The sequence below is a fragment of the Sporosarcina sp. So3-204 genome (genome assembly GCF_058068165.1).
The window spans coordinates 1,680,332-1,693,022 of sequence record NZ_CM176485.1 but is presented as its reverse complement, the minus strand read 5'-3'; the positions used below and the strand labels follow the sequence as shown (position 1 = coordinate 1,693,022).

The window sequence follows — 12,691 nt, the reverse complement described above, 5'->3', positions numbered from 1 at the left end:
CACCTATCTTTCGCAAGTTATAGGTGTACTATTCCCAAATTCATTTTGAAAGAAACATCTTATACAATTAATTAGGATAATAAAAAAAGAATAGCCAGTTAAGCTATTCTCCCTGCTTATAAACTAGCCAAACGCTTTTCCTCTGATTTATCAACAACCGCCGCGCCGACAATATCGCCGATTACATTGGACGCAGTTCCGCCCATTCCAATAATAGCGTCAACACCTGCGATGAGAGCGACAATTTCAAGTGGAAGGCCGAACATTGTAAGTACTGCTGCGAGTGTCACAAGGCCTGCAGCTGGAACACCTGCTGTCCCGATTGACAACAAAGTACCAACTAAGACAATCATGAATAAATCTGGTGCGGAAAGCTGTAAATTTGTAATATTTGCCGCAAAGACGATTGAAATACCCATTCTAATTGCGCCGCCGTCAGAATTGAATATCGCGCCTAATGGCAAGGCAAAGTTCGCAATCTTGTCTGAAATACCAGCCTTTTTTGCTGCTTTTAGAGCGATAGGCAACGAGGCAATACTACTTGACGTAAAAAACGCTGTCGTATAGGCTTCTCTCGTTTGCTTGAAAAAGTTTACCAAAGGCGTACCAGAAAGGAGTAAAAATCCAGCATAAACGAATACCCATAGTAATAATAATCCCAAGTAAAAAACACCAACAAAAGCGAAAAGAGATTTTAATGTACCCCATCCTTGGCCTCCAAATGCAGAAGCGCTAATGGCGAATATTCCGATTGGCATGTAAAAAAGGATCCCTCGTAAAAGCATATAAAATAACTCACTTAAAGCCGTTATCATTTTAGTAAGTAAATTTCCATAATCCTTTATTTGCGCATCAGCAGAGCCTTTCATCATAGACATTGCAGTCCCGATAATGATTGCCAAAAACATAATGCCCATGACATTTCCCGTACTAAATGCCGTTAATATATTATCCGGAACAATATTCAGTAAAACGTCCGTGAAATTGGGTGCAGTAGGCTGATCAACAACAACGTTTGGCAATTTCATATGTTGCCCCGGCTTGAATAATAAAGCCAGTCCAAGGCCAATTAATACAGCGGCTGCAGTTGTGAGCGCGTAATACAAAATCAGTTTCCAACCAACGCGTCCAAGTTGGGTTGCACTCATCTTATTTACCGCTAAAACTACAGTGAAAAAAATGACCGGAATTGCGACCAATGTTAATAAATTAATAAGTAATGTCCCAAATGGACGTATAATTTCAGCTTCTTTCCCAAAAATAACACCGACAATTATTCCAAGAATAAATCCTACGGTCATTTTCGCTATAAAAGGTACTTTCTTGTACCCGTTCCATAACTTTTTCATTCAATTTCCACGCTCTCTACTTCTTATTTTAATCTAATAAGTTAAACATATTATATCATATAAGTTTTTATTCCTATAATTTGTCAACTCAAGTTTTAGTTAACTTTTATCAGGGAAACTCTACTTTCATCCCTGCATTCCTATAATTTTAAATTGTTAGTAGCATTATACTATCTACTGTTTTCCCTATTTTCCTTAGTCTAATCATCGACTCGAAAAATTCTTTTAAACCGTTTTGAAGTAAGAAATGGAAAGATAAAAGGATACATCATAAAAATTACTTTGTATTGTTTTGATTAACTTGTAAATACTACATAGAAGTTAATTTAAAGAAGAGGTGACTGATTATGTTAAAATTAGAAACGAAGTTGGAAGGTCAAACTTCCTTTTTCGGAATTGTGCGGGATTGCATTCAAGATCTTGGCTATCATTTGGGTGGTAATTGGGATTATCATAAAGGTTGTTTCGATCATGTATTATGTCGCGATGAAGGCGAAACAATTTATGTAAGAATCCCCTTTCTTGTATTGGACGGGGAATTAGATGATTATGATGCTTCCATTAAATTTATAAAACCTTATATCATCAAGCATGTTGTCCATGTAGGATTAGACAGCGATGACGCTTCATTATTGGATGCGACAGGATTTAGTCAATTTCAAGCGCCGATTGATAAAGATGGGGAAATTACGGATAAAAATAGATGGATGCATGCAGGAGAAGTTGCTGTACAAGAGTTGGTAGATTGTTTATGTGCGGCGGATCATATTAATCAAGATATCGCTTAGATTGATATAAAAAACACCAAAAATCCTTTAGTTAATGGATTTTCGGTGTTTTTTAGTTAATCTTGTAATCCGCTATGTGGATAGAATAATACTCTTTCTTCCCCAAAACTCCCCGTTACGTCAAACGTGTAGACGACACGCTGATAATCAAGTTCTGTAGACCAATCCCATACATCCTCATAACCACTTCCTACATAAGTCACGTCTACTGAAGCCGAGTACCATTTTTTATAATTACTTTTAATAATTTTCATTGCTTCTTCTTTAGTTAAATCCAAGCTATCAGCACCGATTGGCTCAAAATTGAAATCCGACAACTTCCATTTCCCTGCTTGTTTTTCGAACGCATATTCAAGAAATTCACCAGTCGCATTTGGGCCTGGAACATCGAAAGTAACTGTTCGAACTTTTACTGATGTTGCAGTGTTCTCAACAATTTCAAAACGATAATCCATTTCATCGCCCATGACAGAAAATAAATAACCATCACATTCCGTACACATCACTGCATAATATTCTTTTAGTAATCCATCTGTGTATTGAGTTGTAGCACTTTCCAAAAGTGTTTTCCGAACTGTATTAAAACTCGCCTCGTTAATTTTATTTTTGACAAGCGTCGTTTCGATTGTGTACGGCACTCTGTGAATTAAGTTAACAATTTCTTCCTTCGTCAATATGCTATTTGTACTTGGTTTAGGAATCCCAGGACTATTTAATGCACGGGATAAAAATACAGCATAATGCGCACGAGTTACAGCCTGATTTGGTTTGAAGTTACCATTATCGCCTGTAGTAATATTGTTTGATAATAAAGCTTGAACGTTTAGTACACCCCAATGATCCCAGTAAACGTCATCAAAGCGGTCCATAGATTTAATGTTTAATTTAAAAGCAATATCCAATACCTTGGCCATTTGAACTCTTGTCAGAGGAGCATCAGGGTTAAATTTCCCAGTCAAATCGCCACTAAAAATACCCGCCTGTGTGGTTTTGGAAATGTATTCATAATAAGCATGGTCCTTCGGTACATCCTTATAATTTACTGCTGCACCTGTTGACTCCAAATGTAGTGCTTTACTTAATAACTTTGCGACATGTTTGCGTAAAATTTTATCATTTGGTCGGAAAGTTCCATCTGTATAACCATTAATAAGTCCTCTACTTTCAATATCCTGAATTTCTTTCCAATAAGCATGTTTCACCGGCACATCTGAAAATGTTTTTGCCGAAGCTTCTGCCTGCATAGTAAATGACAGTGCTGCCACAATAGCGAGGCTTCCAAGCCAACGCAATATACTATATCTCTTCATCTGCTAACATCCCCTCATCTTTTATAATAATAAAATAGTAATATCCCCCTATTATATCAGTATATGGGAATGGGAACCAAGATTTTTTATGTTGTTAACTCTTCATCTAACACTTCTAAGTATATGCAACGAACGTTATTCCTTCTTCCGATAACACATAATCATTTGTATGAAACCTCTCGTTCATTTAATCTACTAGATAAGAGGTGAATCCGATGGGGACTAAAGCAAAAAACACATTGCAAGCTTTCATGACGATGGAAATGATTAAACCAATTAATGTTACTAGTATGAAAAATAGCGCAAACAAACTTAAACTGACAAAGGAAAAAAATAATTACAGGGATGCTTTTGAACAAGTATTTTTTGATTACGCTAAATTGCCTTGGGATGAAGATACTAAAGCTGAATTACAGTTTGAAAAACAAATTAACTACCGGGTTTACATTGGTCTAACATTTCAAAACAAAATCGTTGAATTTCTAAGGGCTCATTTTAAAAATGAAGAAGAAATAATTAATGAATCATACAATGTTGTTTCACTTGCTTCTTTTGATGCGGTTAAAGTCGAAACAATAGATGACGAAGGGAATAAAACGGATACATATTCTTATTTAAAAGGTAGTTTCATCATTTCACCTTTTACATGCTATTTAAGTGGTATTGCTTTAAATAAAAATCCTGACTTTAAAAACATTGTAAAAAATGCCGAAGCGTTAAGTATTCATTTCGAAGAAAAATATATGTCTGTTTTTAAAGATGATATATCTATCGATAACATAAAAGTACTAGAGGACAAGTTTTTATCTCATTTATTTAAAAATGCGCCCTTCTTTAATTCTTCAAATAGATACGTCTACATTGAACGCCGTGATGTAAAGAAGTCAGAAGCATTACCAAGTTTTTTCCTAAACGATCTCGCTTTAATTAGTGAAGTTGAAGAGATCAATCATGCACTTGATGATTATTTAACGATAAATGAGCCTACACGAACTGATATTGATAATAACAATGACGCCAAAACCGATTGGTTGGATTTAAAGCATTTGCCTACTAGTTGCTGGCCGTCACCCGTTCAGTTCCAACCTTATTTCATGCAGCAACTTTCTGTCAATATACTGACTTCTTCTGACAGTAAAAATAAAATTCGTTCTGTCAATGGGCCGCCTGGAACTGGGAAAACGACATTATTAAAAGATGTTTTTGCAGACATCATTGTTAAAAGGGCTACAGAATTAATTAAGTGTAAAAATCCGTTTAAAAGCGAAAAAATAAATGGGCAATTCTTTTATAGACTTGCGCCCGAGTTACAGGGTTTTTCAATCGTTGTCGCTTCATCGAATAACGGCGCAGTGGAAAATATTACACGAGATTTAACGAAAAGTGAAGAAGTTGTTAATACGGAAGATGAAGTTTTATTCAATCAACAAACAGGGCAACTCATCGAGGATTTAGACTTTTTCCATACAGAAAGCGTTGATATTGCAAATACGTATACAATCAAAAAACCGATGGATCCGTTGATAAAACCGATTGATAGTTGGGGACTTATTTCAGCCCCTCTTGGGAATAACGATAATATTAGTTCCCTTTTTAAGACGATTGAAGGGGTTCTTACAGAGGATTCGATTAAAAACATTCCGCATAAGTGGACAGATGCTAAGCAAGAATTTAAAGAGAGCGTGCGCTTAGTTGAAGAACGAAAAGCTTTATTAGTAACCATCATTGAAAGTGAAAAATCACTCAACGCTCTTAGGGTAAATCAAAAAGCTTTGCGTGATCGACAAAGTTTAATTCAGCAAGACGTTGATGCGCTTATCATGTCAAAAACACGACTCGAAGATGAACGTGAAACATTAAATGAGTTAGTAGGAACGCAGAAATCTTCATTATTTGAAATCTTTACAAGTAGCGGAAGAGAAACAAAGAAAAAACGTCTAGAATATAATGCTTCACTTGAAGAAACATTAAATTTGTTACACGTAAATCAAAAGAAGCAAAATGACCTTGTTGATGAAGAGTCTAATTTAACGATTCAACTGCAGAAGATTACAAATGAAACTGAGAAGATTGAACGCTTAATTGAACAAGAGACAGAAAACTTTTCTTCAATGACTGCAACGTTTTTTGATGATTATGCACATGCACAGTTGACAACACCTTATTTGGACAGCAAGCTGCAATTTCTACGTTCAAATGTTTTTGTCGCCGCATTAAAAGTCCATCTTGCTTTTATTAAAGATAATAGTTTTGCGATTGCTTCTAACTTGAAGTTATTAAAAAATCGTCGTTCAATTAATCCGAATAATTATAGAGATTCCTTTTCAAATTTATGGGATACACTTCATCTCGTGTGCCCGATTGTAAGTACAACTTTCGCAAGTCTTTCCACAATGTATGGTCCGCTTCGACCAGGTGAAATCGGTTATTTGGTCATTGACGAAGCGGGGCAAGCCCTTCCACAAGCCGCTGTTGGAGGCATTTGGCGTGCGAGACAAACAATCGTTGTCGGTGATCCTATTCAAATTGAGCCAGTCATGACAATGGATCCTACGATTTATACGGATATCATACGGTATTACGGGTTGGATGAAGCTATTTTTTCATCAACTGCTTCTGTACAATCAATTGCGGATCAAGTAAATCCATACGGTACGATGAAGGATGAGGAATGGATCGGCATTCCACTTTGGGTTCATAGAAGATGTAAACAACCTATGTTCCAGATTGCTAATGCCATAGCTTATAACAATAAGATGATTCCTCAGCATGGCCCGTTCAAATTAGACGATGATTTGGGCGTCAGCCGTTGGATTAATTGTAGTGGCTCTGTAAAAAAAGGGTATAAACAACTCGTTGATGAACAAATTGACATCGTTTATGAGTTAGTCATGAATCACATGAAAAACAATGATGGAGCCAGTCGCAAAAGTATTTTCATTATAACGCCCTTCACAGAAATCAGTAGCGCTTTAAAAAAGAATCTTCGTCATGTACCTGATTTTAATATCAACGATCAAATTGGTACTGTCCACACATTCCAAGGAAAAGAAGCCCATACCGTTTTCTTCATTCCAGGACTGGACGACACGAAAACAGGCGCGATAAACTGGTTAACGAGTAAGCCGAATATACTTAACGTCGCAGTCACACGAGCAAAAGATCGCTTTATTCTGATTGGAGATTATGAATTACTAAAAAAACAACAATTTTTTGAAGCATTTGCTGAATCCCTAGAAATTGAGGAAGCTGTTCCTTTGAGTTCCTTTTAGATTAAGAGACGAGAACGCTTGGAAATTTGCCCAAGCGTTCTTTTATGTGGAGAAATCATTAAAACGTGGTGGTTAACAATCGCAGATTATAACTGGGATATGTGCTGATATAATCCTACTTCCTAGGGATATACGAGTTCATACCACAGATATACACCACGTTCCCCCCCAAAAAAAGCATATCCTTATTTAATATGCCCACCAATCAACTTCGCACGTTCCCTCGCCGTTCCAGCATCTGTATAAGAAACCGCATGTAAAATAGTTGTGGAACCATATTTACTTCGCAGCGCATCCACCGCTTTACTCAACTCCCGGTTGCGCCAATTATGCACCTCGAACAAATTAAGCTGCATTGACTGTTCCTCCTCCAAATTCTTAAGACTGATTGACAAACGACGAACGGGTTGCCCTGTATGAAATTCGTCGAATAACTCTGTGCACATATTGTAAATTTTCATCGTTTCATTCGTTGCTTCCGCCATCGACCGCGAACGGCTAAAACCGCCTCCAAATACCCGTTTCGAATAAACAACAGATAAATGAATCGTACGCCCCGACCTTCCTGCTTCCCTTGCCCGCATCGCAATATCCTCGCACATTTCAAGAAGCACAGTGAACACATCTTCGCGCTTATTATAATCTCGGAAAAGAACTTGCCCTTTCCCATAACTATCCTGCCCTTCAAGAAGCAATGCGCCCATATCCGATTTATCAATTCCATGTGCATGATAATAAAGCTGATTTCCCATAATCCCAAACTTCTTCTCAAGTCTCGGCAGCTCAGCGTTTGCAAGATCTCCGACTGAATAAATACCCATATTATTTAACGTTTTTTCTATCCGGCTACCAATGCCCCACATCTTACTCAGCGGAGCGACAGGCCATAATTTCGCCGGTACATCTTCATAATGCCACTTCGCAATGCCCGTTTTTTTCGCCTCAAGATCTAGCGAAAGCTTAGCCAACAGCATATTCGGTCCCATGCCGCATGCCGATGCAATTTGAAACTGACTCGCAATTTCATCTTGTATGCGCCGCACAACTGTTTCCGGTGAGCCCCAAAGCCGTTCCGTGCCACTCAAATCAACAAAACTTTCGTCAATACTATACACATGAATCGCTTCTTTCGGAACGAACTGATTGAGCAATCGCGTAATTTCCATCGATACATCAATAAAAAACTGCATCTTCGGTTCAATTAAATGAATCGATGGATCGTCAGGTATTTCAAATAATCGTGAAGTCGTCTTAACACCGAACCTTTCTTTCAGCGGCGGTGATGCAGCGAGAACAACGGCGCCTTTCCGTTTTTTATTCCCAATAATTGCAATAGGCGTCTCCATGACATCGAGCCCTTCCATTACCGCAGCACAACTCGCATAAAAGCTGCGCATATCCAAACAAATCATGTCACGTTCCGGTAAATGCTCATACATTTTGAACCCCTCCAATTAAGAACACTTGTTCTTTCTATTATAACGCCAACAACTCAACCGTTGCAAGCCGGGAATTTTGTTAAAATGTGTATATGCAGCTGTTTATTGGGGTAATCAACACTTTGTAACGCTGAATTCAAAGATTGATTAATAAAATGGATAGGTTAAAAGTCACGATTTGCCGATATAAGGTGAAAATGCGTCGATATATCTTTAAAAAGTGCTCATATAAGTACAGTACTGTCCGATATAAGTACAATTGTGCCCGATATATGCTCGTTTAACGTCGATAAAAATCCTACCATAAAAAAAGTAATCCCTTCGCCGACATAAACATAGGCAAACGGATTACTTTTTATTTTCAACGATTAACCAACCTCAAAAAATCACTTTCACCAATAATTTTAATCGGGTACCCCTTATTAATCATTTCCTCAGCTTTCATCATTTTCATGCTGTTAAATATTTCTGAGAAACTTGTTAAGTCATAGTCACCTATAACTAAATAATTGGTATCTTTCGTAACAGCATTTTTACAATCTCCACCGCAATTGGCTACTTGTCGCGAAGCTTCTGCTCTTGTCATCGTTTGTAATTTCCCCGTAAAGACAACGGCTGCGCGATAAAACGGGTGGGATTTCTTAATGACCTTTGGCGTTACTTTTTTAACAGCTGGCTTCCTCTTCTTTACACCTGCAGCGTTGTAGCTATCGACATGTTGAACGCCTAATTGTAAATTATGCATGTCAGATAATACTTCAAGCGAATCCGTATTACTATTTTTTAATGCTGCTAAAGTCACTAGGGCAGCAGCTCGTGCATCTTCTAATGCATCATGATGTTTAAAACTAATGCCTAAGTGCTCTGCAACTGTTGAAAGCCGGTGATTATAAAGCGTCGGCCAAACCTTTTTGGCAAATACATATGAACAACCATAAGTAAAAGGAGCATTCGGTTCATTAAATAAATCCAAAGCGTAGCGCAAAGCACTCATATCAAAACTCGCATTATGCGCGATAAGTGTTTCATTTTCAATGATTGCCTTAAACTCAGGCCAGTACGCTTCAAACGTCGGCGCACCCTTGACCATATCTTCCGTAATACCATGAATTTCAATATTATAATAGGAAAATTCGTCCCGGGGATCTATATATGTATGGATTTCTTCTTGAATCAAACCATCGACCACTTTAACGAGGCCAATCGAACAAATACTTGCTCTTGAATTGTTTGCTGTTTCAAAATCTAGTGCGATAAAATTCATAATCCTATCCTTTCTTCAGAAAATATTCTCCAACTTCCAGCCAGTTATTCAACCTTGAATAACCTGTTATATGTAAGTTATGTGGCGCTGTAAAAAGTAATCCTTCTCCGGTAAAAGTATCTAAATGGCGCGGCGTATCGTCTATTAAATAATCTGCATGAATAATGCTTTTATCCCCGCAGAACACGAAGTTTTGTTCATTCAAAAAACTAAAATGTGTTTTCAACCATTGATATTTCGGTGCGAGTGATGCAGGAAATTCCATTGCAGCTGTGACGATAAAAATTTCATAACGCTCACTTAATCTCCTTATAACTTCTTGGCTATCTTTAATAACATCTAATTCTAGAAAAAAGGATTCATGCGCCAAATACTCATTTACTTTGTGCTCAAATCTAGCATCCATACTAGCTAACTTTCTGCCCGCTAAATCATCTATTGTATAGACCATATTAAATTCTTTATTGAACATTGCCAAGCATTTTAAACTAAAATGAGACAGCACTTCATCCATATCAATCGCAATTCGCTTCATAACTAAGTCCCCTTTTGTAAATTAATAAAAACCGCAAATCATGTATACACTCTACACGTTTTGCGGTTGATTAGCTTCTAACTTATTTACGAATTGTTTTTAACGCTGTAGACCAAGGAATAAGTTGGTCGAGCATCTGATTAACCGAATCTGCTTGCACAGCAGCTGGTTTGAAAACTGTACCATTTTCGAAATCAGTGAATAATGACAATGCTGGATGCACCCGGACATCCGCAACTAGTAACTCGCCTAAAATACCGCGTAAATGCTCTGTTGCACGCGCTCCGCCTACAGACCCGTATGAAACAATACCCGCTGCTTTATTGCCCCACTGTTTTTGTAAATAATCAATTGCATTTTTGAGTGCACCTGTAATCGAGTGATTGTATTCCGCTACAATAAATACGAAACCATCACAACCCTCAATACTCGCTGACCAAGCTGCCGCACCTGATGCATCCCCGCCTGGTTCGCCTAATAAAGGTAATTTGAAATCCGCAATATCAATAATTTCATAAACTGCATCGCCACGCTTTTCGGCTAATTCCTTCACCCATTCCCCGACTTGTGGACTAACGCGACCTTCTCTCGTACTCCCTAAAATAATCCCGATTTTCATCATCTAACTTCCTCCCTTTGTGTTGTTACTCTTTTGTAAATTCAATCGTGCTTCTTACCGTATCAATCGGTCTAACTAGCCCTTCAATTTCTGCCCGTTTTGGTTCTAGAAATGGAGGTAACGACAGTATTTCTCCTACTGTTTCATAAGGCTCGTCACCCATAAATCCAGGGCCATCTGTTGCAAGTTCAAATAAAATTTGTCGTGCAACGCGTGTATAAGTAGATTCGAAGAAGTGGCGATTGACATAACTTGATGTTTGAAAGCCGAACCCTTCAAAACGTTCTATCCACTCATCTAATATAGCGCGATTTTCTACACGAAACGCTACATGGTGAACCGTTCCGAACCCTTGCCGTCCACTCGGCAACGATTCATTATGCTCAACAATAATTTGCGCCCCGTTTCCACCTTCTCCTACTTCAAATAAATGTGTGGCACCTTCTGAATCGATTTCTTTAAATAGCATGACTGATTCTAAAACTTGTTTGAAAGATTTAAAATCCGCAATGCGAATGAAAACTGGACCTAAACCTGTAATTGCGAACGCCAATGGAATAGGCCCTTTTTGCCAAGGTGTACCAGAAGCAACGCCTTTATTGTTTTCATCAGAGATCAGTTGGTATTGCTGATCATCAAAATCAACAAACGAAAGCGTCTTCTTGCCAAATTGTTCAACAATACCAGTATGGTGTACTTCAAGACGTTTAAACCGCTTCTCCCAATAGACAAGTGCTTCATCAGTCGGGACACGGAATGAAGTTTTACTAATCTCATTTGTACCATGTATACCCTTTTCTATGTTCGGGAAATCAAAAAACGTCATGTCCGTTCCAGCACTACCTTTATCATCCGCAAAAAATAAGTGATACGTTTGAATATCATCTTGGTTCACTGTTTTTTTTACTAAACGCATACCTAATACATATGTGAAAAATTCATAGTTCTTTTCAGCACTACTTGTAATTGCAGTGACATGGTGAATCCCTTTAAGCTTGTTCACTTTATTTCCCCCTCTAAATATACCTTGAATTTGAGATATCTGCATAGAATATCTTACTTGAATTTATCTTGAATTCAAGCTAAATTTAACATGTACTTCACAACATGTCAATTGCTTGAGCTTGATAGCGCAGATAAGGTTGTGTTAATTGCCAATTGGCTTATAATTAAAAGTTGAGCTAAGAAATATTTGACATATCGAATGGAGGAACTAAATTTATGAGCGAGTTGCCAAATTGCCCAAAATGTAATTCTGAATATACGTACGAGGATGGAAATCATTTCGTGTGTCCAGAATGCGCACATGAATGGACGTTAGAAGCTGAAGAAACCGAAGTCGAGAAAATTTATAGAGATGCTAACGGGAATGTCTTACAAGATGGAGATTCCGTAACGGTAATTAAAGATCTCAAAGTAAAAGGTAGTTCAAACGTTGTTAAACTAGGAACGAAAGTAAAAAGCATACGTCTTATTGACGGCGATCATGACATCGACTGTAAAATTGATGGTTTTGGACAGATGCAATTAAAAACAGAATTTGTAAAAAAACTATAAAAACACAACAAAAATCCCTAACTTGAAGTCTTTAAAACTTCAAGTTAGGGATTTTTTATCTTAGATTATTTGGGTGACTGGCACCCCTAGACAACCTATCCGTTATATACGCTATCACATGTTCCAGCCAATGGTTCATAAAAACAATGATCTTTATATTGACCAGTAAAAGGTTGACCATACCATGTTGGCGGACAAGGCGCATATGGATTAAAATACCAAAGGGCATATTTCGCAGGATGTTCTCTCCAACTATCCAAATTCTGTTTTGCTAATTTCTTTTCAATGCCTCTGGCTCTTTGATAAAATAAATTTCCTTTCTGAACAGCCTCAAAAGAATAATTTCCTCCTTGTATCTGAAATACGACATCATTAATCGTTCTTACATCTTTAAAATCTATACAATCTGCTACAGCACGATTAACTATTACATTACCTACATATAACATCCCTTGTCTTCCTTCACCCTCGGCTTCTGCTCTCATCATCCTTGCCATTACATCAATGTCTGCATCTCTGTATTTAACTCTTGCCATTTTTTCACCTCAAATATATTGT

At 37.6% G+C, this 12,691-nt stretch carries 11 protein-coding genes; 3 read left to right on the top strand and 8 right to left on the bottom strand.

Translation table 11 applies throughout. From position 1 onward, the window contains the following. Nucleotides 1-116: 116 nt before the first annotated feature. On the bottom strand, nucleotides 117-1,349 hold the full coding sequence (locus AC3RV6_RS08270) for a dicarboxylate/amino acid:cation symporter (protein WP_489748970.1): 1,233 nt from the start codon (nucleotides 1,347-1,349) through the stop codon (nucleotides 117-119). A 347-nt stretch (nucleotides 1,350-1,696) separates the two neighbouring features. On the opposite strand from AC3RV6_RS08270, the gene AC3RV6_RS08265 reads away from it, so the two are divergent. After that, complete coding sequence (locus AC3RV6_RS08265) at nucleotides 1,697-2,137, top strand: YugN family protein (RefSeq protein ID WP_489748969.1); 441 nt, start codon at nucleotides 1,697-1,699, stop codon at nucleotides 2,135-2,137. Nucleotides 2,138-2,193: 56 nt separating this feature from the next. Here the strand turns inward: AC3RV6_RS08265 and AC3RV6_RS08260 are convergent, their stop codons facing one another. Next, the gene (locus AC3RV6_RS08260; RefSeq protein ID WP_489748968.1) at nucleotides 2,194-3,447 is read right to left on the bottom strand and encodes an S-layer homology domain-containing protein; all 1,254 of its coding nucleotides are present in this window, start codon (nucleotides 3,445-3,447) and stop codon (nucleotides 2,194-2,196) included. A gap of 215 nt (nucleotides 3,448-3,662) precedes the next feature. On the opposite strand from AC3RV6_RS08260, the gene AC3RV6_RS08255 reads away from it, so the two are divergent. After that, nucleotides 3,663-6,719, top strand: coding sequence for a DEAD/DEAH box helicase (locus tag AC3RV6_RS08255; protein WP_489748967.1), 3,057 nt, complete (start codon nucleotides 3,663-3,665; stop codon nucleotides 6,717-6,719). A gap of 185 nt (nucleotides 6,720-6,904) precedes the next feature. Here the strand turns inward: AC3RV6_RS08255 and AC3RV6_RS08250 are convergent, their stop codons facing one another. The 5 genes from AC3RV6_RS08250 to AC3RV6_RS08230 all read right to left on the bottom strand — a co-directional run bounded on the left by AC3RV6_RS08250 (nucleotide 6,905) and on the right by AC3RV6_RS08230 (nucleotide 11,579). Further along, nucleotides 6,905-8,158, bottom strand: coding sequence for a Y-family DNA polymerase (locus AC3RV6_RS08250; RefSeq protein WP_489748966.1), 1,254 nt, complete (start codon nucleotides 8,156-8,158; stop codon nucleotides 6,905-6,907). Between the two features lie 361 nt (nucleotides 8,159-8,519). Next, nucleotides 8,520-9,422 carry an exonuclease domain-containing protein gene (locus AC3RV6_RS08245; RefSeq protein WP_489748965.1) on the bottom strand — a complete coding sequence of 301 codons (903 nt, stop codon included), beginning with the start codon at nucleotides 9,420-9,422 and terminating at the stop codon, nucleotides 8,520-8,522. A gap of 4 nt (nucleotides 9,423-9,426) precedes the next feature. After that, a complete protein-coding gene (locus AC3RV6_RS08240; protein ID WP_489748964.1) occupies nucleotides 9,427-9,957 on the bottom strand; it encodes a 5' nucleotidase, NT5C type in 531 nt (176 codons plus the stop codon). An 82-nt stretch (nucleotides 9,958-10,039) separates the two neighbouring features. Beyond that, nucleotides 10,040-10,579, bottom strand: coding sequence for an NADPH-dependent FMN reductase (locus AC3RV6_RS08235; protein WP_489748963.1), 540 nt, complete (start codon nucleotides 10,577-10,579; stop codon nucleotides 10,040-10,042). A 22-nt stretch (nucleotides 10,580-10,601) separates the two neighbouring features. After that, complete coding sequence (locus tag AC3RV6_RS08230; RefSeq protein ID WP_489748962.1) at nucleotides 10,602-11,579, bottom strand: ring-cleaving dioxygenase; 978 nt, start codon at nucleotides 11,577-11,579, stop codon at nucleotides 10,602-10,604. 218 nt (nucleotides 11,580-11,797) lie between these two features. On the opposite strand from AC3RV6_RS08230, the gene AC3RV6_RS08225 reads away from it, so the two are divergent. Beyond that, nucleotides 11,798-12,133: a zinc ribbon domain-containing protein YjdM gene (locus AC3RV6_RS08225; protein WP_489748961.1), complete on the top strand. Its 336-nt coding sequence runs from the start codon at nucleotides 11,798-11,800 to the stop codon at nucleotides 12,131-12,133. A gap of 95 nt (nucleotides 12,134-12,228) precedes the next feature. Here AC3RV6_RS08225 and AC3RV6_RS08220 read toward each other — a convergent pair whose 3' ends face one another. Then, complete coding sequence (locus AC3RV6_RS08220) at nucleotides 12,229-12,669, bottom strand: cell wall hydrolase (RefSeq protein ID WP_489748960.1); 441 nt, start codon at nucleotides 12,667-12,669, stop codon at nucleotides 12,229-12,231. Nucleotides 12,670-12,691 lie beyond the last annotated feature (22 nt).